This window comes from Rickettsia asiatica, assembly GCF_007989425.1.
GTDB lineage: Bacteria > Pseudomonadota > Alphaproteobacteria > Rickettsiales > Rickettsiaceae > Rickettsia > Rickettsia helvetica.
This window is the reverse complement of sequence record NZ_AP019563.1, coordinates 1102338-1123144: the sequence shown is the minus strand read 5'-3', so window position 1 is coordinate 1123144 and position 20807 is coordinate 1102338. Positions and strand designations below refer to the sequence as shown.

Here is a 20807-nt window from a genome sequence, read left to right as displayed (position 1 = left end):
TATCCGAAGATGCACAAATAATAAATAATGACCAGGAATGGCTTAAAAGCAATCAAACTTTTACCTTTTATAACACAATTTCCATCTTCTCGTTATATGGAACTTGCAAAAGAGATACTTATATGCCTAAAAAGATTAAAAATATTTCATAAATTTGATGATGAGAATTACGTACCTGATGAAGCCGTTAGCATCTCATAAACTCATAAATAACTTTTCTAATTTATTGAAGCATTTTAAACTAACTCCTCTTATAGAGCCTACTGATTCTAATCCTAACTATTGTATGGTATGGAGTTGGGCAAAAAATTTAGGGAATATTCCTAAATATTTTGGTCCAAAGCTAAAGCGTGTTTGTAATAATATAGAAGAAGCAGAAAATTATTGGGAGAGTTATGAACCGGAGGCATTCTCTAATTTTTCTATCTTTCATGAGTTTATAAATACAATAACACATTGTAATGATGCATTATTAGGTTGTAGAGATATTAGATCCGATATATATTACAATGAACTGTAGTTAATTCAGATAAATACAACCTTCTTCTTTAGCAAATAAAGCAATTAATGCCTATATAGTCAAATGTATATTTAAACCGCTTCAACGCACATAGCCATACCCATACCGCCACCGATACATAAAGTAACTAAGCCTTTTTTAGCTTTAACTCTTCGTAAGCTGTGTATTAAAGTAATAAGAACAAGCACAAAAAGCTTTTTCGCATGGATCGAAAAACAAGTTCAGTATCATACCATGGCTTGACCACGGTATCCAAAAAAACAATTTAAAATACTAATAATTATTAGTATTTTAAGCTGGACCCCGTGACTTGATCACGGGGGGTGACAGTGGGAATCGATCCACGCAACAATACCTGCTCGCAATGACGATATTAATATTTATTCAGCGGTGTCAAGAATTATACTCCTTAAATAATTTATCATTTATCAAATAACTAATATGTCCGTCTGTTACATTTATACGCTTAGAGTTTTTTAATAATTTTTGCAAAGGTAAAATGGAAGATTTAGGCACTATTTGATCATCTTCTGCTGCTATTATATATACAGGACAATGAATTAAACTCGGATCAATAATAAAATTATCGATTTTCCATCTAAGATTTATAAACATATTTTCATCTAATATATTTTGTATGATTTGATTATAAACCTCCTTAGATATATTATTACCTGACATAAGCCAATTCTCTATTCTAAATGCTAATTCTTGCTCCTTATCGGAAGTAATTTAGCATTGAAATAATCAGAGAATAAAAGAAAAAATAAAATTTGAATATGAATTTTAGGAATTATCGGTAAATTTTCTATGCCACTATCTAGTTTTAAATATCGATGCAACATTCTTATATAGAAAAAATGAGAAAAATCCCACGGGCAGGTAAGTAAAGTTAGAGTTTTTATAAATTTAGGCATAAGTACCTTTGTAGCTATCGCAAGGTTACCACCAATACAATGTCCTATTAAATTAATTTCTTTAATTTTCAAACTATCTATTACTTCAATTATTTTATGCACATAGTCGTCTAGTAAATATTTAGGTTCCTCAATCTCTAGCCAATCTATTAAATAAACTTCACCGTAACTTCTCAAATTTTCAATAAAACTTTTGTCACGAGCTAAAAAAAATATTTCCGGTGAGTTGAAGATAGAGGGGATGATTAGGAAAGTTTTGATGTCATCCTAACTTCTTTCTATGTCATTCCCGGCTCCCCCTTTGTCATTCCCGCGAAAGCGGGAATCCATTTTTAATTTATTTTTACTGGATCCCGTGGACAAGCCACGGGATGACGCCGAGTAATACAACACTCTATAATGCTTTGTTTGCATTACCATTTTACCGGATTTTAAATATTTATTACCTAAATTAGGTGTCTTTGTATAATTATTATAAAGATCAAAATATTCCTGTAGTTTATTACTATCTAGCATTGAGAGTATCTAATCTTATATTAGTAATTCTTGACAAAAGGCTAAATAATATTGTATAAGTTCAGCACCTTTAGAATGTAATAACAGTATATAGGCTCTAAAGTTTTAGGGGAAATATCTTTTCATAAAATCTTGAAGTGCTTAAGTTTTTTTTTTGTCCTTAGGGATTTATAATGCTAAGTACCTCATCACGATCGTTTAAAAGCAAATTCAGAGCGGCATTTTGGCCTGTGCATAATTACGAACTCGGAAAGTTTATTCCGATGAGTGCCTTAATGTTTTGTATTTTATTTAATCAAAATGTTTTACGAATCTTAAAAGATAGTATTTTAATCTCCGAGATTAGTGCAGAAATAGCAGGTTTTGCTAAAGTTTATTGTGTTACGCCTGCCGCTGCTTTATTCGTGATTATTTATGCTAAAATGATTAATCACCTTACTTTTGAAAAGATCTTTTATTATTTAAGTGCATTTTTCATCAGTTTTTTTGTTTTATTTGCCTTTGTAATCTATCCTAATATTCATATTTTTCATGTACATCCTGATAATCTAGCTGACTGGATGGAACGCTATCCTCATTTTAAGTGGTATATCTCATTAGTAGGTAATTGGGGTTATATAGTATATTATAGTTTTGCCGAGCTTTGGCCTAATATTTTTTACGTATTATTATTTTGGCAGTTTGCTAATGAACTTACTACTACCGAAGAAGCAAAAAGATTTTATACTCTCTTTTCGCTATTCGGCAACTCTTCTTTAATATTAGTCGGCTTTTTAATGATGAATCTATCATCGGAAAATACTATTATTAAGAAGTTTATGAGTATTTCGGATAGTAAAATCACTTTAGTTCAAGTATCCACGACAATTGTGGCGATTATTGCTATTATTTGTTGTTTGTTAGTTAGGTTTATTAGCAAGCACGTTTTCACTAACCCGTTATTTTACGCTAAAGCAAAAAGCAGCAGATCAACTACAGAACGTATGGGATTAATTAAGAGTTTGAAGTATATTGCAAAATCAAAATATCTATGGTTACTTTTAATTTGTTCAGCAGCTTTCGGCTTATCAATGAACTTAGTTGAAGCTGTATGGAAAGCAAAAATAAAAGAGTTATACCCAACAGTTAATACTTATGCTGAATTTAATAGCTTATACATATTATGGACCGGTGTCACAATAATGGTTATGACCATCATCGGTAATAACGTTATGCGTATGCATAATTGGTTTGTTGCTGCGGTAATTTCACCGATTATAATAATGGTAACCGGCATTTTGTTCTTTATACTTATCGTATTTGATCAACAAATTTTATCATTATTTGATGGAGCAATTTTAATGTCACCTCTTGCTCTTGCCGTTTCAATCGGCGGTATTCAAAATATTTTAGCTAAAGGTACTAAATATTCTATATGGGATACTTCAAGAGAAATGTTATATATCCCTCTTGATGAGGAGCTTAAAACCAAAGGCAAAGCTGCGGTTGACGTGATAAGTGCGAAAGTCGGCAAATCCTCTAGCGGTCTTGTGCAATCTATTATTTTTACTTTAGTTCCAACCGCTACTTTTACCTCAATCTCACCAATTCTAATGGTAGTATTTACTTTCGTATGCTTAGCATGGATTTATACAGTAAGAAAAATATATTTTGAATATCAAAAAATAGCATAATGATATCGACATTGCCCGCGTGGATCCCAAGCCGCCATTGCGAGCGGGCATTGGTTGCGTGGATCGATTTTCTATTGTCATCCCGCGACTTGATCGCGGGATCCAGTCTATAATACTAAAATTATTAGTACTTTAAGTTATTTTACTAGATACCGTGGCTTGACCACGGTATGATACATAGAACCTTTTATAAACTTTTCTATCATTCTAGTAACGGAACATTCTAGCTCAATATCTAATTTTGAATAATCAGAAAAGTTAAACCATTTAAGTTCATTCGATTCGTTATTTTTTATAAAATTATCATTATTTACTGTTTTTAGTAAAAATCGTACATCATAGTGATAATGAGCAGGCTCCTTATGAGTTTGCGGAATATAATGGGTGTCTATATCAAAAATCTCCTTATTTATAGTTTTGATCTCATTAATTCCGGATTCCTTCCATAGCTTCTTTAACTGCTACATTTAATATATTACTATCTCCATCACAATGACCGCCTGGTTGAAGCCACTTATCAAGCTTTTTATGGTGCATCAATAAAAATTTAGTTTTATCATTATTAAGTAAAAAAGCCGAAGCAGTGAAATGTCCTATTTGTAAATCTCGGCTAAAAGGGTTTTCATATTCATTTAAAAATTCAAGCATTTTTGTTTTTGTAACAATTTCTTCAGGGTATGTACTACTGTAATTTAGTAGTTTAATATGTAATTCATTCATAACGATCATTTTTTATGTATTGAGCTTCGATATTTAACTCAAATTTCTCTGCTAAGTCAAATGAAAATAATGTCATATTTTACCATGTTTCATGGTAATTATTATTGACAATTGATTAATGTTTAGTTATATATTATGCTTCTAGGATTTAATATTAATTAATAAACTTATATTTATGCTTAAAGAAATAATCAATGTATAGTAAACGATAATACAAACCCTTGGTATGGTAAGCTTGCAGTAGTAGGAGCATGTGCTGTTGGAATTTATGTAGTAGTAATTGATCCACCTTTGAAAATTGCTATGGCATGTGCTGCCGGCATAATGGGGAACATTGGCTGCAATTAAAGTAGGAGAAGCCTGTTATAATTATTATATGGAAACAAATACCCAAGAAGGACTAATCAGGGAAGTAGAATATAATACTGAAATATAATAATAAAATATTTTTAATGAATTTAGAGGATAAGTACCTCTAAGAGGCTACCTGTAAGTTCATATCATTTAAGATCAAATTTTATCACTATTCAAACCGTTTTTTAGTCTAATTTTGACTTGTTTTAAAGAACGAGGAGTTGCATCCGTAACTTCAATTTCAATATTTTCTGAAATATCTATTCTAGTACCGATAGCCGGAACACTACCAACTCTAGTCAATACTAATCCACCTATCGTATCAAACTCATCATCATCATTTTTTAGCTTTTCTCCTATTATTTCTTCAAGCACTTCTACTTCAACACGTGCATTTGAAATAATTGTTGAGTTATTAATAACCTTGAAATTATCGCTATCTAATTGCTGATCATGCTCATCATCAATTCGTCCTACTATTTCTTCTATAAGATCTTCAATAGTAACTAAACCGTCAGTACCGCCATACTCATCAACAACTATTGCAATATGCGTTCTCTCACGACGCATTTTTGCTAGCAAATCTAATAATTTCATAGAAGGAGCTGCAATTATATGCTTACGTATAAGCTTTTTTAAACGACCATTTTGCTTTGTAGCCAATGCTTTAAATAAATCCTTGATATGAATGAACCCTACTATATTGTCCAAAGTACCGTCATATATAAGAGTTCGTGTATGTGGGACTTCTAACTTAATAGACTCACTTAATTCTTCTAGATTCGTAGTTAATTTTATTGCCGTAATATCGGAACGCGGTACCATTATATCTTCAATAGTTTTATCTTCTAGCTTCAATAAATTAGCTAAAATATTATGCTCGTCTAAAGTCATTTTTTGGCTATTAATTTTAAGGCGTTTTATGACACCAAAAAAATTATCGGGCGTTTTTGTTTTTCTAAAAAAATTTTTTATCGGAGAGAATAATTTTCGTACAGTAAAAATTAACTTATTATTTTGATTTTTTTTACTAGAATCTTCTTTTTTTGAAGATTTTAACATAAATTTTTTTATTTAGTTAATAAGGGGAAGCAATACCGAAACATGATAATATTTCAATTTCTAGATTTTCCATAATATTTGCTTCTGTGTCATTTTGATGATCAAACCCGATTAAGTGTAAAATACTATGTATTAAAAGATGAATAAAATGATTCTCAAAAGTTTTTTGTTGCTCACACGATTCATTATATATTACCTCATAACAAAATGCTATATCACCTAAATGCATATAATCAGAGTCACCTAAAAATTCAAGTTTAGAATATAAATCCTGCCAATTTAATTCGTTGCTTGGAAAAGAAAGAACGTTAGTAGCTTTTTCTATATTACGAAATTGTTTGTTTAAGGTCAATATTTCTGCAGTATTTGTTAGTAAAATTGATAATTCAAATTGTTTTATTTTACTCAAATTATCAAATCGCAATAAAACATTTTGAACAATTTTTTTGATCAAAGTCTTATTTATCTGCTTATGCTCACGCCATTTATTATAATTTCTTACAATTTCTATGTTTATCATTTTCTTATTTTTTAAGCTTTGTTGCATGGTTTGGTTTTTTCGTCATTGCGAGCGACTAAAAGGAGCGTGGCAATCTCAGGAATCCTGTACTACTTGCTTTATGAGATTGCCACGTCGATGCTACGCATCTCCTCGCAATGACGCTGCCGGTAATTCTCTTTTAATTTTTGAAAATCCTCATCGGCATGGTATGAAGAACGGGTTAGCGGGCTTGCCGAAACCATTAAGAATCCTTTTGTTTTTGCTACTCGCTCTAGATATTTAAACTCTTCCGGAGTAATATATTTTGCGACCTCAGCATGATCTCTGGTAGGTTGTAGATACTGCCCAATAGTTAGAAAATCAACCTTTGCTTCTCTTAAATCATCCATAACTTGTATTACTTCACTTATTTCCTCCCCAAGCCCTACCATCATACCGGATTTTGTAAAAATTTCAGGAGATAATTTTTTGATATTATGAAGTAAGCTTAAAGAGTTATAATATCTAGCTCCAGGTCTAATCGTTTTATATAAAGACGGTACTGTTTCGACATTATGGTTAAAAACGTCAGGTTTTGCATTTGCTATTATTTCAGCTGCTCCTTCTTTTCTTAAAAAATCTGGTGTTAGAATCTCGATAGTAGTATTTGGTGATGATTTTCGGATTTCGCTAATACACTGTGCAAAATGCGAAGCTCCGCCGTCCTCAAGATCATCACGATCGACGGAAGTAATTACTACATGCTTAAGATTTAGCTTTTGTATCGCCTCCGCTAACCTTTGCGGCTCATGCGGATCAAGTAAATCCGGTCTACCCGTTTTGACATTACAAAACCTACAAGCTCTAGTACAAACCGAACCTAAAATCATCACGGTTGCATGTCTTTTTGACCAGCATTCACCGATATTAGGACAAGCAGCTTCCTCGCACACAGTATTTAATCTCAGATTCTTTATTAAATCTTTTGTATTATAGTACTCTGCAGAATTAGGAGCTTTTACTTTTATCCAATCAGGTCGTTTGTTTAAATTAGTCATAAAACGGAAATAATTTAATTAATTTTGTCACTTCATTTAATACTTTCTGCTCAAGCTCGCTATTATCTTCATTATTTTTTAAGCCGTCTAAAATATCTGCTACCATATGACCGACTAATACAAAATCCTTTTCTTTAAAGCCTCTAGTAGTGCATGCGGGAGTACCAAGGCGAATACCTGAAGTGATAAAAGGCGAAGTTTCATCAAACGGAATAGCATTTTTATTGCAAGTAATACCTGCTCTATCTAAAGAATTAGCAGCAAGCTTTCCAGTAATCCCGTCTTTACGCAAATCCACTAAAACAATATGATTATCAATACCACCTGTTAATATATCATATCCTCTTTCTTGCAAGCTACTTGCTAAAGCTTTAGCGTTACTTATTACCTGCTGAATATAACTTTTATATTCAGGCTGCAGGTTTTCTAAAAAAGCTACGGCTTTTGCAGTGATTACATGCATTAACGGACCACCTTGTAGTCCTGGAAATAATGCAGAATTTATCTTTTTGCCTATCTCTTCATCGTTAGATAAGATTAAACCGCCCCTTGGTCCTCTAAGCGTTTTGTGAGTGGTAGAGGTAACAATATGAGCGTAAGGAATAGGGCTTTGATGCTCACCTGTGGCAACAAGTCCTGCAATATGAGCAATATCTGCCATGAAATACGCTCCAACTTTATCCGCAATTTCTCTAAATTTTGCAAAATCAATATTACGAGGATAGGCAGAAAAACCGGCTATAAGTAATTTTGGCTTATGTAAAACTACTAGCCTCTCAATTTCATCATAATCGATTAAATAAGTCTCTTTATTTACGCTATAAGAAACGGCGTTAAACCATTTACCGGACATATTAGGGGCTGCACCGTGCGTTAGATGTCCGCCGCTATCTAAAGACATACCAAGAATTGTATCACCAGGCTGTAATAAAGCAAGATACACGGCTTGGTTTGCTTGTGAGCCTGAATGAGGTTGCACGTTTGCGTATTTGCAATTAAATAATTTTTTTGCTCGCTCTATAGCTAAGTTTTCAGCTTTATCGACTTCCTCACAACCGTTATAGAATCGCTTGCCTGAATACCCTTCCGCATATTTATTAGTCAGAATCGACCCCTGAGCTTCAAGCACAGCAGGACTTACAAAATTTTCTGAAGCAATAAGCTCAATTACGCTACTTTGACGTAGCTTTTCATGCTTTATTATTTCATCAATTTCTTTATCCGTTTCGTGTAAATTATTATTAAAAATATTCATTTATCCTCATATGGTTTGGTTTTGTTGTGTGGATATCTAATCGTCATTGCGAGGAAAAATTGAAAATTTTGACGAAGCAATCTCGTGCCAAAATCCTGAGATTGCCACGCAGCCTACGGCTGCTCGCAATGACAGTTATTTATAAAATTAATCGCAATCTCAAGTCCCCGTCCGTCTATTGAATGAGCAAGAGACGTTAATTTATGTCCTCTAGGATCTATATGAAGCTTAGATAAATAATTTGAAGCATTATACATCTCGCTAACACCGACCACCTCATCTAATTCCCCATGGATCAAGCATATAGGAGTAAGTTTATTATTAACTTCCATAGGTGGAATTAATGCACCCGAAAAACCTATAGTACAAAAAAATGGCTCTTGCTGAATCAGAGTTAAATATAGACCAATCACTGTACCTTGAGAAAAGCCAATAATGATAGTATCTTTGTTAGTTAGATTTAGCTCTTCTTGTTTTTGTTTTATTATATCCTCAAGTTTAGAAATATTATTCGCAATTAGCTTTGCCATAATATGCGGGTTACGATCTTGTAAACTAAACCATTGCCTACCGTACGGTGCCATATCGTAAGGCTGGATTCCATGCGGGGAAATAAAATGACAATTGGGTAAATCATTCTTAATGTAAGGGACTAACTCTATTAAATCGTGACCATCCGAACCGACACCGTGCAGTAATACTACTAGCTTCTTTGCCGGCTGCTCTTTACTTTCTACTTCAGGGTATTCTAAATGTTTAATCATGTTTTTTCATAAATTTGCTGTTTTTCCGTCATTGTGAACGAACAAAGCGAGTGCGGTAATCTCAGGAATTTAGTACTGTTTCATGAGATTGCCACGTCAAGGCTTCGCCTTTCCTCGCAATGACGTTAAGAATGACATCAATTCTTCAACATCTTCTCAAGTTCGCCGCTTTGGTATAACTCTTTAGTAATATCACAACCGCCTACTAATTCCCCATTAATGTATAATTGCGGGAATGTCGGCCAGTCGCTAAACTTTTTTAAATCTTCACGTAATTCAGTATCAAAAAGCACATTGATATCACGAAATTCTACACCTAATTTATTCAAGATAGCTACTACAGTTCCTGAAAATCCGCATGTAGGCGACTCTTTAGTACCTTTCATGAACAATACCACTTTATTATTTTTTATTTCATTTTCTATAAATTCAAAATTTTTATTTTCTAGCATTTTAAGACTCAATAATTTATCTTCTAAAATACACTTTCTATAACAATGTATGCAAGCACAAATAGTTAATAAAATTTTTGAGACTTTTAGCAAGAATAATCCAAATCCGAAAACCGAATTAATATATAAGAATGATTTTACCTTATTAGTGGCGGTAATATTATCTGCTCAAGCCACCGATATATCAGTAAATTTAGCGACTAAATCTTTATTTGAAACTTATGATACACCGGAAAAAATTCTAGGACTCGGTGAAGAAGAGCTTAAAAAATATATAAAATCTATAGGACTATTTAACAGCAAAGCAAAAAATATTATCGCATTATGTAAAATATTGATAAGCAATTATCAAGCTTCAGTACCAAATGATTTTAAGGAATTAGTTAAACTGCCTGGCGTCGGAAGAAAAACCGCTAATGTTGTACTAAATTGCTTATTCGGCATGCCCACAATGGCAGTTGATACACATGTATTTAGAGTAGCTAAAAGAATAGGGCTTGCTAAAGGTAGTAGTCCTGAAATAGTTGAAACGGAGCTACTGCAAATTATCGATGAGACATGGCTAATGCATGCCCATCACTGGCTAATATTACACGGCAGATATATATGCAAAGCTAGAAAACCTGATTGCGATATTTGTCCTATTAAAGAGTATTGTGAGTATTATATTAATATACTCACAGTAAATGAAACAGGTATACGAAGTTCATCGAGTATATTATTTTCAAGTTGACAATTTTTTACTTAATTCATAATATCTAAGCTCAATTTGATAAAGGTAAAATTTATGCGTTCAGCACTTATAACTTCTATATTAGTAGCTGTAGCTTTCTTAACAAGTGCTTGTAATACAATGCAAGGAGCTGGTCAAGATATGCAGGCAGCGGGTAAAAAGCTTGAGGATTCGGCAGAAAAAAATAAACCTAAAAAAGGTTGCTGTTGTAATTAATATACTTGCCGTATAATGTCATTCCCGCGAAAACGGGGCATTGTTGCATGGATCGAAAAACGCACTCGGTGTCATACCATGGCTTGACCACGGTATCCATAAAAACAACTAAAAATATTAACAATGTTAGTATTTTTAACTGGATGCCGCTATAAGCTCGCGGGATGACAATAGAAAACCGGTCCACGCAACAATAACGTAAGCAAGTTACTCTACTTACTCTCATTCACCAATTTATATATCTCTTTCTTACTATAAACATTTTTAAATTTCTCATAAGCAAGTTCGGTAGTGGTTTTACTACTTAAATTTCTATTTAAACAAAATTCTATAAATTCTTTTAAATCAAGTTCTAATCTTTCTTCTCTTTCTTGTATATTCCTTGAAATCAATAATACTATCTCACCTTTTAAAATATTATTTTGATAAAACTTTATTATTTCATCTATATCCCCTGTTTTTATTTCTTGATACAGTTTAGTTAACTCACGAGCTACGCATATTTCTCGATTTCCTAGTATTTCTTTAGCTACCGATAAGGTGTTTATCAAGCGAGGGGCTGTTTCAAAGAAAATCAAAGTAACCTTAAGATTTACTAGTTCAGAAAAAATCTTTTTTTTACTTTCTATCGTTTTAGGTAAAAACCCGTGAAATAAAAATCGATCAGTAGGAAGAGCTGATAAAGTTAGGGCAGTAACCGGTGCAGATACCCCTGGTACTACGTCTATATGACAATTAAGATTGCGTATATCTCTAACTAACTTATAGCCAGGATCGGAAATTAAAGGAGTCCCTGCATCAGAAATTAAACTTACTATATTGCCCGATTTTATTAAACTTATAATATTTTCTCTATCTTTCTCGTCACTATGATCATTATAAATTTGTAATTTTGTATGAATGTCATGTTTTGCTAGCAATTTTTGTGATATTCTAGTATCTTCACATAAAATAATATCTGAGTTTTTTAGAGTCGATATAGCACGAAGCGTTATATCTTCAAAATTACCGATCGGTGTTGAAACAATATATAACCCTGGTTTTAAAATCATAATTTTTAAATTTTAAGTAACATTATGGCTAGTATAAAACATAAACTACGAATCGTTCTATCATTTTTTTGCTTGATATATTTAACGTCCTGTCAAACTCCTAAAGAAGAACCTATAAGTTTTCCTAAAAAAGAACAAAAAGAAATTGAGATTGCAATTTTAATGCCAAATCAGGGTCCTGATAGTATCGTCGGAAAACAATATAAAGATTTAATTAAAATGGGACTTAACGACGGGATTAAATCTTACATACATGTTACTTCTTACGACGGTTCAGACGAAAAAAACGTTTTAGCTGCTATGGATAAAATAGTAGCACGTAAAACTAAGATTATTTTAGGTCCTCTATATTCTAACTTTACTTCTCTAATAGCCGAAAAAGCAAAAGCTAATGATATTATTATAATAACTATGTCAAATAATCCGGCTCTTGCAGAAGATAAGTTATTTGTATTCGGTCATGCACCTTTAAAACAACTGATACGCATCATTAATTATTACGCAAGTAACGACCATAAAGATTTTATGGCATTATTACCTAAAGGGAAGCATTCGCAAACTATTAGTCAAGTAATGCAAAATATATTGATTCAGAAAAATGCATCATTATCACGCACTGAATTCTATGAGGATAATCCTGAATCTATAGCAAAAGCCGCAAGAAATATTTCAGACAATACCGATATTATAAATGAACGTAGCGACACGACAAAACCGGTTATTTATCTATCAGATGATCCAAAAAATTTAAACCTACTCGCTGATAGTATTCGTAAATATAATTTAGATAAAAAAGCTATTTTAATCGGTGATAATCGTATTGATATCGATTACCCTGAAAATATCGATATTAGCTTTACCAGTCCTTTAAATTTACTCAATAGCAATGTTCCAGATAGGGCAAAAGACTTAGGTATTAACCATATGGGTTTCATGCATCTTCTTTCTTATGATTTAGGACGTATGACTGCAAACTATATAGGCAATGAATTTGCATCTGAAAGGTTTTTAAATAGAATGAACAGTAGACAACCTTATATAGGTTTATCCGGTAATATTCATTTCATCGATGGAGTAGCTCAGAGACGATATGATATTATTAGGAAAGAGAATGGTATATATTCTACTGTTTCAGGGAATTAGGGCGTTGCCTGCGTAGATGCCTGAGTCGTCATTGCGAGGAAATTACGTAGTAATTGACGAAGCAATCTCAGGATATTTGACAAGATTGCCACGCAGCCTACGGCTGCTTGCAATGACGGTTCAGGTATCCACGCAACAATGCCTCCTCGCAATGACGGAAAAACCGATCCACGCAGGAATGACATCGAGTTAATTATTTGTTTTTATCATTATCACTACCGTCGTCTTTCATACCATCTTTAAAAGCTTTAAGACCTTTAGCAAGATCGGACATGACTTGCGGTAATTTGCCGGCACCGAATAATACAAAAATAATTAATAAAACTATTAATAAATGGCTAAAGCTCATTCCCATGATATTTTTGCTGTATAAGTTAAAATTTTATTATATAAGATATTATAGCTCTAATCTAGGATAAAATAATTAAAGAAATGTTTACTAAAAAACAATTTTCAGAATTTTTTGCTACTTTTTTTTATATCGGAAAAATAAAATACTGCCCAGGCACTTTTGGGTCGATTGCTGCTTTCCCTCTAACTTACTTCTTAATATATTTTATTGTTAATAACAAAATAATCATTCCTTTCTCAAGTCTTACTCTCGGTGAAGCTCAACTTGTCAGTATATTTATTATAAGCTTTAGCATATGTTTGATACTCTTAATACTCGGCACTTATTTTACTAAAATATATTTAAATTATACAAATTCAGAAGACCCTAAAGAAATGGTAATTGATGAAGTAGTAGGGCAAATGCTAACTATCGTTTTAGTATTTTTTTCCGCTTTATTTGCTAATGAATCGCATTTAATTAAATATTTTAGTCCGCTAACAATAAATATTATATTACTTTTCATATTACCTTTTTGTCTATTCCGATTTTTTGATATAGTAAAGCCCTGGCCTATTAATTGGTTTGACAAAAATATTAAGGGCAGTATCGGCATTATGCTTGATGATTTGCTAGCCGCAATATTTGCTGCGGTAACTCAATACGCAATTATATTTGTGTTAATAGATATTCGACAATAGATTTGCTATTAAAAAAGATCATTGACTAATTTCTAATATAATAATATGATACGACAAATATTTATAAATTTTTAAAGAGATAGTTTTCATGTTCGCAGTTATAAAAGCAGGTGGAAAACAATATAAAGTAGACAGAAATAGTGTTATTAAAGTCGAAAAAATTGATGGAGAACTTGGCTCTAAAATTCAGTTTGATCAAATTTTAATGATTGGCGAATACTCGAAGCCTTCTTTTATTGGTACTCCAATAGTTAAAGGGGCTGTCGTTACGGCTGAAATTACTAACCAGCTTAAGGATAATAAAATTATAGTTTTCAAGAAAAAACGTAGAAAAAATTATCGTCGTAAAGCCGGTCATCGTCAAGAATTGACAGAATTAAAAATATTAGATATTATCAAACAATAATAATAACTTAAAAGGAATTATAAAATGGCAACCAAAAAAGCCGGTGGTAGTTCTAGGAACGGAAGAGACTCGGCCGGTCGAAGGCTGGGAGTTAAAAAAGCCGATGGACAATATGTAATACCCGGTAATATTATAGTTAGGCAACGCGGCACAAAAATTCATCCTGGAACAAATGTAGGGCTTGGTAAAGATCATACAATATTTGCTTTGATAGAAGGTAGAGTAGAGTTTTTAACTAAGCGAAATCATAAAGTCGTGAATGTTAAAGAAATTGCAAGTGCTTAAGTATTGCGGTTTGATCTATTAGTGTTACATGGAACGAAAAATGTTTTTTATGGCATTGTCGCGTGGACTGGTAAAATCCACTGTGTCACCCCGTGGTCAAGCCACGGGGTCCATAAAAACAATTTAAAATACTAATAATATTAGTATTTTAAGCTGGATCCTGCGATCAAGTCGCGGGATGACAACGGAAAATCGAGCCACACAACAATGCAGATATACTTCAAGTAAATGAAGAGTAGGTATACGAAGGTCAATTTCGAAAAGAGCAAGGAGTCTGCAAGACGAGGAACAGAGCGTATATTAATACGCGAGTACCACAGAACTTGCTAGGCGACGACGCCAATTTTTGAAATTGACCGAGTATACGGCTTCCTATATAATCTATGGCCTTAATAATTCAAAAGTTCGGTGGCACTTCCGTTGCAAATATTGATAGAATAAAAAAAATCGTTCCTATCATAAAAGCCGAAGTAGCTAAAAATAACCAAGTAATTGTAGTAGTTTCGGCTATGGCAGGTGTTACTAATCAACTTGTCACATTGTGTAATGAAGTATCAAGCCTTAACAACACTTCTCAATTTGCAGAATATGATGTAGCACTTTCTAGTGGTGAAATAGTCACTGCTTCATTACTTGCATTAGCTCTTCAAGAAGAAGACATAAAGGCACGATCATTTCTAGCTTGGCAATTACCGATTCTCACCGATAATAATCATAGTAAAGCTTTAGTAGAATCAATTACTACAGATTTACTAGAAAAATATTTACAGTTAAATACCGTCCCTATAATAGCCGGTTTTCAAGGAATTAACAAATCCAATAGGTTAACCACTTTGGGCAGAGGAGGATCTGATATTACTGCCGCCTTAATCGCTGCAGCTATGAAAGCCGATAGATGTGATATTTATACCGATATAGAGGGAATATTTACTGCTGATCCAAGAATTATTCCAAATGCCAAGAAGATAAAAGAAATAGATTTTTTAGAAATGTTAGAACTAGCATCAAGTGGAGCAAAAGTATTACACCCTAGAGCCGTAGAGTTAGTAATGCGGTATAAAATAGATATGCGTGTTCTTTCAACATTTTCACCGAATACAGAAGGTACGTTAATTACTTCAAGAGATACAAGATCTCTTTTGAAATTCGCTTATAGGGAGGAATATTTGAAGGAGACACGAAACGCAGCACCGCAGCATACAAAAAGTACGTGAGGATAAGGGGGTAGGATCGACGTACAAATTACCCCTAGAAGTAGAATTTCAAAAGAGATCTAATATGGAGAATGGAATTATTAACGGCATTACTTCTAATAAAAATTTATTAAAAATATCTGTAAAGAGCATTTCTTTAAGTTTTTTGCAAGTTGCAAATATGATTACGAAAAACAATAATCATATTGAGTTTATGCAAGAGATAAAAAATAATGAAGAATATAGTTTTATTACAAATTTAACTGATAAAAATAATTTACAAACTTTACTTACTAATTTAAAAGATGATAAGCAGATACAAGATTTTACTTTTGATACCGAAATTGCTACAATCTCTCTTATTGGTTATGGGATTAAAAATGATTGTAAATTACTTGAAACGATATTATCAAAGTTAACGAAAGATAATATAAATGTTAACATGATACAATTATCAGAAGTTAAAATTACCTTATTAATAAATGATCAAGATGCAGAAAAAACAATTTTTAATTTATATAATCTTTTTAAAATATCTTAGATTCTGTATCTGAAATTTAATTTATCTCTTAAGTTATTTTATGTTAAAATTATAAGATTTTGAAAAGACATGGCTTCTATTTCAGAAAAATTTTATAATTTGTGACAAAAAAAGTTAAAATAGATTAATTTAAATTTCATATATAAGACCTCAATACTTAATTAAATAGCTTAAATTTATTATTTTCATTAATTATCTTCTATTTACTGTTTATTAGTTATATATTAATAAATAAGTCTTACAAATCATAAATTCTTATCATTTAAAAAAATTATTTTAACTCTCAATTTTTAGGAGTAAATTTTACAGGAAAAAATAATGAGCGAAGATATAAGGTCAAAAGAAAGATTTAATCGGATTAACTATATATCAGAAACAAATAAAGATGGTCCAGAAGAAATTAGAAATAATTTTAAAAAATTTGTACTGAATATATTAGAAACAGACAATATAACCCCATATAAGTTAAGTGAAAAAACAGGTACCCATGAAACAGCATGGAAAAATTTTCTAGATGGTCGTACAAAAATGCCTGATATGGGAGCAATTGTTGCTCTTGCCGATTATAAAAATGTTCCACTAGATGAAGTAATAGGCAGAGATATAAATAAAGAAAAAAAGACAACGGTAGAAATAAAACAAACTCCGGAAATATCGGCATCTATAACTAAACTACCAAAAGACATACTTCAAGAAGCCATGTTGATAGGAGAAAAAACTAGAGGATTTATGCATAAACCGACAACTAAAGAGACAAAATCTTTTGCTGAACAAGTTAAAAGCTCTAATAAACCGAAAGGAAGGTCTATCTAAATAAAAATATGTTTTTCAATATTGATCCTAATATAAAACCTTACTTGATATTCTAAAATGGAAAATAACTTCAAAACGACTAAAATGGCCAACAGCACTGCCGCTTACTTTCACTGGTATTCCACCATAAAAAATAACTAGCAACGAAAATATATACTTCTGTGAAATACAGAGTTGGTATACGAAGATCAACTTGGAAAAGAGTAATCGGTCTGTAAGCCGAGGAGTGGAGCGTACAGAAATACGTGAGCATCCGAGGACTTACAAAGACGACGCTGCTAATTTTTCAGGCGGAAAGAGTATAGTCAATTCAGTTGGATTTGCATACAAGGAGCAAGGAGCGAAGCCTATAACTAATAGGAGAGCGACGAGCGACAATGTAGGCAAGTCCAAATCAATTGACTATATACGAGTAAGTTATGTAGGGCATGTAACCTTTTTAATTCAAATAGACGGTTTAAATATCCTAACTGATCCGGTATGGTCGGAGCGGGTTAGTCCTTTTACTTTTGCAGGACCAAAGAGAGTGGTAAAACCTGGTATTAATTTTATCGATTTACCTAAAATAGATGTTATATTAATAAACCATAATCACTATGACCATTTAGACATCAGAACAATTAAAGATTTATGGGTACGAGATAAGCCTAAGATTATTACACCGCTAATGAATGACATTAATAATCAAAAAACATATTACCGATGCAGAAATTATTACCTTAGGGTGGGGGAGAGTCATATCAAGAACAAGAAATACAGCTAAATTCAAAAAGTTTCTGAGAAGATGAATTTAAAGGCGATGTAGAATTTTATTTAGAACCGGCACAGCATTGGTCGGCTAGAGGAATATTTGATAAAAATAAAGCATTATGGGGAACTTTTATCATTAAAACTAAGATAGGAGATATTTGTTTTATAGGTGATTCGGGTTATAACGATACTCTTTTTAAAGAGATCGAGGGTGTCAGAAAGTTTATGTAAGTTATAAAAATAGTTAAGAATAAAATTAATTAAAACAACTTACATGAGGCTAATATGAAAAATAAGAGCAAAGTATCAAATCCAACTATAGAAAAAGTAGTATCAGAAATACTATCACAAAGTGATCCATCTGAGATATTTGGCAAAGAAGGGATATTTCAGGAAATTAAAAAGCAGATAGTAAATAAGATTTTAGAGAAAGAAATGGAATCTCATATAGGTTATGAGAAACATTCTAAAAATGAGAAAGACTCAGATAACAGACATAATGGCAATTATGAAAAGACTCTAATAGATCCAGAAGGTCGTAAATTGAAAGTAGAAGTGCCAAGGGATCGGGACGGAGAATTTGAACCTCAACTAATTCCAAAAGGAGTGCGTAAATTTGAAGGATTTGATGATAAAGTAATATCCTTATATGCTCGGGGAATGACCATTAGGGAAATACAATGGCACTTAGAAGAACTATATGCCACCAAGGTATCATCTGAGTTAATATCAAAGGTAACTGATGGTATTTTAGAGGAAGTAACTGCCTGGCAGAATAGAGCACTTGATAATGTATATCCTATAATGTACTTAGATTGTATTCATGTTAAGGCAAGAGATAATCATGTAATAATAAATAAAGCAGTTTATATAGCTATTGGAGTGAATATGGAGGGCAAGAAAGAGCTATTAGGAATTTGGATAGGCAAGATGAAGGGTCTAAATTTTGGATGCAGGTAGTAACAGAACTTAAGAATCGAGGAGTTGAACAAATATATGTTGCATGTGTTGATGGTCTTAAGGGTTTTCCAGAGGCGATAAATAACATTTTTCCAAAAACCATAGTGCAGTTGTGTATTGTTCATATGGTAAGAAATTCTGTAAAATACGTATCATACAAAGATTTAAAAGCGGTAACAGCTGATTTAAAAGCAGTTTATTCTGCAATAAATGAAGCAGAGGGATTAAGAGAATTACAAAATTTTGCCAAAAAATGGGATGAAAAATATCCAGTTATTTTTGACATATGGCAACGAAATTGGTCTGGCATAGCTCCATTTTTTAGCTTTCCGGAAGACATTAGAAAAGCGATTTACACTACTAATGCTATTGAATCCACTAACCGTCAAATTCATAAAATTATTAAAAATAAAGGAGTGTTTCCAGATGACAAATCGATTCAGAAAATAATCTTTTTGGCGTTGACAAATGCCTCTAAAAAATGGACAATGCCTATTAAGAATTGGGCGATGGCTTTAAATCAATTTGCAATCCTTTGTGATACTACTTTACAAAATTGGGCAAATGGAGAAATCATACTTACACAAAGAATCTGACAGACCCAAGAGATCGGAAAAAAACATAATATTTTAATAAGCCTTATTCCTATAGGGGCTTATGAACCAAGATGGTTTATGAAACCGGTGCATATGAATCCTGAAGAAGCCATATTTACTCATTTGGATTAAGTTCTAAATACTCTATAGCTAGTCATTTTGATGTCTTTCAATTAGCTGATGAGGCCTTTAATACGGTTCCTTTGGAACTCCAGCAAGCTATGAAAAAACATAATATTGATGAAAATAAATTTATTATTCCTGAAATAGGTGAGTTTTTTCTATTTGATAAAAACGATTTATAGTGTATTAACTTGCATTAGATGTGTTTTGTTACCCACACTATATGTTTTACTGGAGCCCGTGAATAAATCACGGGATGACAGAGAGAAATAATAAGCCACACCAACCACTCCTGAACGCTCACAACTACAAAAAATTCAGTGTATAATGGAGATAAAAGCATATTTATTACTGCATGAAAATTTCCAATTTCCGACTTATCATGAGAAGAGAAAATAGAGCTACTAAATGGTTGTGCTTGGGGTGTTGCATTAGTCCATAATATTCTACCGCTTTTGGCTTCTACTATTCCTATAGACATAAATATATTATCTGCATTACTTACTGAACAACCAAAAGCACTCATTAAAAAGTCACGTGTACGAGCTCCGTTAGTTTTAATCATTTGTACATAATTAAGTAATACAAATATATCAGCTCCTGTTTTTTCTCCTAAAATTACAGCAGGCTCACCTATATTTTGAGTAATTGAGAAAGCTTTTTCTTCAGGCCATAATAAAGGCGTATATATAAGTAGTATAAGCATTATTTATAGGAGCTATGGAAACGAGATACTAAAATCATCAAGCTTTTGTGTTCTAATATCTTTTTTGTGCAATAGCTTAACTCTTAAACCATTCTTCTGCATTGCTAAAGAAATTTCTTGCTTCAACAATTCTTCCAAATGATCTTCATTATCCTCAATAGTATCGTGAAGTAGAGCAGCATTTATCATGTTAGAAGTATAAAGTTTAGGGGCTCTGCGTCTTGCTACAAACTCCGCAAGCATAATCGCTACCTCAATTGGGTGAGAGTAGTAAGGATCGCCTGATTGACGCATTTGCGAGCCGTGATATTTACGGGCGTAGTAGATACCTTTTTTGACTTCCTCTATATCAACAGGATTTTTTACTTTAGTGTTTAAATATTCGAGTTTATCAATTAGCTTTTTAGCGTAAACGCAAATTTCAAACTTTTCTTTCCAAGAGCTTATATCTTCCATAAAAGTTATTTTATTTATATTAATAATAGT

21 protein-coding genes and 8 pseudogenes are annotated in these 20807 nt (G+C 32.4%); 15 read left to right on the top strand and 14 right to left on the bottom strand.

The features are described from left to right. The first annotated feature begins 27 nt into the window (after positions 1-27). A complete protein-coding gene (locus RAS_RS10120; RefSeq protein WP_232049204.1) occupies positions 28-201 on the top strand; it encodes a hypothetical protein in 174 nt (57 codons plus the stop codon). Beyond that, positions 179-520 carry a hypothetical protein gene (locus RAS_RS06705; RefSeq protein WP_232049203.1) on the top strand — a complete coding sequence of 114 codons (342 nt, stop codon included), beginning with the start codon at positions 179-181 and terminating at the stop codon, positions 518-520. The genes RAS_RS10120 and RAS_RS06705 overlap by 23 nt, the downstream gene beginning before the upstream one ends. Positions 521-591: 71 nt before the next feature. Here the strand turns inward: RAS_RS06705 and RAS_RS06700 are convergent. After that, positions 592-702, bottom strand: a pseudogene (locus RAS_RS06700) (hypothetical protein); the annotation flags it as partial. Between the two features lie 211 nt (positions 703-913). Further along, positions 914-1953 (bottom strand): annotated as a pseudogene (locus RAS_RS06695) (alpha/beta fold hydrolase). A 173-nt stretch (positions 1954-2126) separates the two neighbouring features. On the opposite strand from RAS_RS06695, the gene tlc5 reads away from it, so the two are divergent. Beyond that, positions 2127-3626, top strand: a complete 1500-nt coding sequence (gene tlc5, locus RAS_RS06685; protein WP_147143424.1) for a GTP/GDP exchange transporter Tlc5 — start codon at positions 2127-2129, stop codon at positions 3624-3626. Between the two features lie 137 nt (positions 3627-3763). Here tlc5 and RAS_RS06680 read toward each other — a convergent pair. The 5 genes and pseudogenes from RAS_RS06680 to glyA all read right to left on the bottom strand — a co-directional run bounded on the left by RAS_RS06680 (position 3764) and on the right by glyA (position 8556). Next, positions 3764-4163, bottom strand: a pseudogene (locus RAS_RS06680) (NUDIX hydrolase). 693 nt (positions 4164-4856) lie between these two features. Beyond that, a complete protein-coding gene (gene tlyC / locus RAS_RS06675) occupies positions 4857-5762 on the bottom strand; it encodes a hemolysin C (RefSeq protein ID WP_147143421.1) in 906 nt (301 codons plus the stop codon). A 16-nt stretch (positions 5763-5778) separates the two neighbouring features. Continuing rightward, on the bottom strand, positions 5779-6282 hold the full coding sequence (ybeY, locus tag RAS_RS06670) for an rRNA maturation RNase YbeY (protein ID WP_147144132.1): 504 nt from the start codon (positions 6280-6282) through the stop codon (positions 5779-5781). 98 nt (positions 6283-6380) lie between these two features. Continuing rightward, positions 6381-7301, bottom strand: coding sequence for a lipoyl synthase (gene lipA, locus RAS_RS06665; RefSeq protein WP_147143418.1), 921 nt, complete (start codon positions 7299-7301; stop codon positions 6381-6383). Next, on the bottom strand, positions 7294-8556 hold the full coding sequence (gene glyA / locus RAS_RS06660; protein ID WP_147143415.1) for a serine hydroxymethyltransferase: 1263 nt from the start codon (positions 8554-8556) through the stop codon (positions 7294-7296). Before glyA ends, lipA begins: the two co-directional genes overlap by 8 nt. A gap of 26 nt (positions 8557-8582) precedes the next feature. On the opposite strand from glyA, the pseudogene RAS_RS10810 reads away from it, so the two are divergent. Beyond that, positions 8583-8702: pseudogene (locus RAS_RS10810) on the top strand (zinc ABC transporter substrate-binding protein); the annotation flags it as partial. Here RAS_RS10810 and RAS_RS06650 read toward each other — a convergent pair. Continuing rightward, the gene (locus RAS_RS06650; protein ID WP_147143411.1) at positions 8670-9320 is read right to left on the bottom strand and encodes an alpha/beta hydrolase family protein; all 651 of its coding nucleotides are present in this window, start codon (positions 9318-9320) and stop codon (positions 8670-8672) included. The pseudogene RAS_RS10810 and the gene RAS_RS06650 sit on opposite strands and share 33 nt — an antisense overlap. Positions 9321-9457: 137 nt before the next feature. Beyond that, on the bottom strand, positions 9458-9772 hold the full coding sequence (gene grxD, locus RAS_RS06645; RefSeq protein WP_147143408.1) for a Grx4 family monothiol glutaredoxin: 315 nt from the start codon (positions 9770-9772) through the stop codon (positions 9458-9460). A gap of 49 nt (positions 9773-9821) precedes the next feature. Here grxD and nth point away from each other — a divergent pair, with 49 nt between their 5' ends. Next, positions 9822-10505, top strand: a complete 684-nt coding sequence (gene nth / locus RAS_RS06640; protein WP_147143405.1) for an endonuclease III — start codon at positions 9822-9824, stop codon at positions 10503-10505. A 54-nt stretch (positions 10506-10559) separates the two neighbouring features. After that, a complete protein-coding gene (locus RAS_RS06635) occupies positions 10560-10721 on the top strand; it encodes an entericidin A/B family lipoprotein (RefSeq protein WP_147143402.1) in 162 nt (53 codons plus the stop codon). 212 nt (positions 10722-10933) lie between these two features. On the opposite strand, the gene rsmI is transcribed toward RAS_RS06635, so the two are convergent. Then, complete coding sequence (gene rsmI, locus RAS_RS06630; protein WP_147143398.1) at positions 10934-11773, bottom strand: 16S rRNA (cytidine(1402)-2'-O)-methyltransferase; 840 nt, start codon at positions 11771-11773, stop codon at positions 10934-10936. Between the two features lie 24 nt (positions 11774-11797). Between rsmI and RAS_RS06625 the strand changes: the two genes are divergently transcribed. Next, positions 11798-12916 carry a penicillin-binding protein activator gene (locus RAS_RS06625; RefSeq protein ID WP_147143394.1) on the top strand — a complete coding sequence of 373 codons (1119 nt, stop codon included), beginning with the start codon at positions 11798-11800 and terminating at the stop codon, positions 12914-12916. Here the strand turns inward: RAS_RS06625 and RAS_RS08810 are convergent. Next, on the bottom strand, positions 12913-13101 hold the full coding sequence (locus tag RAS_RS08810) for a hypothetical protein (protein WP_172616156.1): 189 nt from the start codon (positions 13099-13101) through the stop codon (positions 12913-12915). The genes RAS_RS06625 and RAS_RS08810 overlap by 4 nt on opposite strands. Before the next feature lie 8 nt (positions 13102-13109). Next, on the bottom strand, positions 13110-13271 hold the full coding sequence (gene tatA, locus RAS_RS06620) for a twin-arginine translocase TatA (RefSeq protein WP_004997483.1): 162 nt from the start codon (positions 13269-13271) through the stop codon (positions 13110-13112). Positions 13272-13348: 77 nt separating this feature from the next. Here tatA and RAS_RS06615 point away from each other — a divergent pair, with 77 nt between their 5' ends. From RAS_RS06615 to RAS_RS06580, 8 genes and pseudogenes are all read left to right on the top strand, one after another. After that, entirely contained in the window at positions 13349-13948 is a 600-nt protein-coding gene (locus tag RAS_RS06615) for a phosphatidylglycerophosphatase A family protein (RefSeq protein ID WP_010421305.1), read from the top strand. Positions 13949-14036: 88 nt separating this feature from the next. Further along, complete coding sequence (rplU, locus tag RAS_RS06610) at positions 14037-14354, top strand: 50S ribosomal protein L21 (RefSeq protein ID WP_010421302.1); 318 nt, start codon at positions 14037-14039, stop codon at positions 14352-14354. A gap of 24 nt (positions 14355-14378) precedes the next feature. Further along, entirely contained in the window at positions 14379-14639 is a 261-nt protein-coding gene (rpmA, locus tag RAS_RS06605; RefSeq protein WP_147143391.1) for a 50S ribosomal protein L27, read from the top strand. 383 nt (positions 14640-15022) lie between these two features. Next, positions 15023-16373: pseudogene (locus tag RAS_RS06595) on the top strand (aspartate kinase). Positions 16374-16691: 318 nt separating this feature from the next. After that, positions 16692-17186, top strand: coding sequence for an XRE family transcriptional regulator (locus RAS_RS06590; protein ID WP_147143385.1), 495 nt, complete (start codon positions 16692-16694; stop codon positions 17184-17186). An 8-nt stretch (positions 17187-17194) separates the two neighbouring features. After that, positions 17195-17313, top strand: a pseudogene (locus tag RAS_RS11330) (palindromic element RPE3 domain-containing protein); the annotation flags it as partial. A gap of 66 nt (positions 17314-17379) precedes the next feature. Continuing rightward, positions 17380-17949 (top strand): palindromic element RPE2 domain-containing protein, encoded by a 570-nt coding sequence (locus RAS_RS10805; RefSeq protein WP_147143382.1) that lies wholly within the window; start codon positions 17380-17382, stop codon positions 17947-17949. A gap of 272 nt (positions 17950-18221) precedes the next feature. Further along, a pseudogene (locus RAS_RS06580) lies at positions 18222-19492 on the top strand (IS256 family transposase). A gap of 319 nt (positions 19493-19811) precedes the next feature. On the opposite strand, the gene RAS_RS10105 reads toward RAS_RS06580, so the two are convergent. Both RAS_RS10105 and RAS_RS08785 read right to left on the bottom strand, forming a co-directional pair. Next, complete coding sequence (locus RAS_RS10105) at positions 19812-20321, bottom strand: hypothetical protein (RefSeq protein WP_232049202.1); 510 nt, start codon at positions 20319-20321, stop codon at positions 19812-19814. Between the two features lie 108 nt (positions 20322-20429). Further along, a pseudogene (locus RAS_RS08785) lies at positions 20430-20777 on the bottom strand (HD domain-containing protein); the annotation flags it as partial. Positions 20778-20807: the final 30 nt, after the last annotated feature.

Excerpts from the sequence above, each read along its gene's own strand:
- RAS_RS10120 (WP_232049204.1), top strand. The coding sequence starts at position 28 with ATGACCAGGAATGGCTTAAAAGCAATCAAACTTTTACCTTTTATAACA.
- RAS_RS06705 (WP_232049203.1), top strand. The coding sequence starts at position 179 with ATGAAGCCGTTAGCATCTCATAAACTCATAAATAACTTTTCTAATTTA.
- tlc5 (WP_147143424.1), top strand. The coding sequence starts at position 2,127 with ATGCTAAGTACCTCATCACGATCGTTTAAAAGCAAATTCAGAGCGGCA.
- tlyC (WP_147143421.1), bottom strand. The coding sequence starts at position 5,762 with ATGTTAAAATCTTCAAAAAAAGAAGATTCTAGTAAAAAAAATCAAAAT.
- ybeY (WP_147144132.1), bottom strand. The coding sequence starts at position 6,282 with ATGATAAACATAGAAATTGTAAGAAATTATAATAAATGGCGTGAGCAT.
- lipA (WP_147143418.1), bottom strand. The coding sequence starts at position 7,301 with ATGACTAATTTAAACAAACGACCTGATTGGATAAAAGTAAAAGCTCCT.
- glyA (WP_147143415.1), bottom strand. The coding sequence starts at position 8,556 with ATGAATATTTTTAATAATAATTTACACGAAACGGATAAAGAAATTGAT.
- RAS_RS06650 (WP_147143411.1), bottom strand. The coding sequence starts at position 9,320 with ATGATTAAACATTTAGAATACCCTGAAGTAGAAAGTAAAGAGCAGCCG.
- grxD (WP_147143408.1), bottom strand. The coding sequence starts at position 9,772 with ATGCTAGAAAATAAAAATTTTGAATTTATAGAAAATGAAATAAAAAAT.
- nth (WP_147143405.1), top strand. The coding sequence starts at position 9,822 with ATGCAAGCACAAATAGTTAATAAAATTTTTGAGACTTTTAGCAAGAAT.
- RAS_RS06635 (WP_147143402.1), top strand. The coding sequence starts at position 10,560 with ATGCGTTCAGCACTTATAACTTCTATATTAGTAGCTGTAGCTTTCTTA.
- rsmI (WP_147143398.1), bottom strand. The coding sequence starts at position 11,773 with ATGATTTTAAAACCAGGGTTATATATTGTTTCAACACCGATCGGTAAT.
- RAS_RS06625 (WP_147143394.1), top strand. The coding sequence starts at position 11,798 with ATGGCTAGTATAAAACATAAACTACGAATCGTTCTATCATTTTTTTGC.
- RAS_RS08810 (WP_172616156.1), bottom strand. The coding sequence starts at position 13,101 with ATGTCATTCCTGCGTGGATCGGTTTTTCCGTCATTGCGAGGAGGCATT.
- tatA (WP_004997483.1), bottom strand. The coding sequence starts at position 13,271 with ATGGGAATGAGCTTTAGCCATTTATTAATAGTTTTATTAATTATTTTT.
- RAS_RS06615 (WP_010421305.1), top strand. The coding sequence starts at position 13,349 with ATGTTTACTAAAAAACAATTTTCAGAATTTTTTGCTACTTTTTTTTAT.
- rplU (WP_010421302.1), top strand. The coding sequence starts at position 14,037 with ATGTTCGCAGTTATAAAAGCAGGTGGAAAACAATATAAAGTAGACAGA.
- rpmA (WP_147143391.1), top strand. The coding sequence starts at position 14,379 with ATGGCAACCAAAAAAGCCGGTGGTAGTTCTAGGAACGGAAGAGACTCG.
- RAS_RS06590 (WP_147143385.1), top strand. The coding sequence starts at position 16,692 with ATGAGCGAAGATATAAGGTCAAAAGAAAGATTTAATCGGATTAACTAT.
- RAS_RS10105 (WP_232049202.1), bottom strand. The coding sequence starts at position 20,321 with ATGCTTATACTACTTATATATACGCCTTTATTATGGCCTGAAGAAAAA.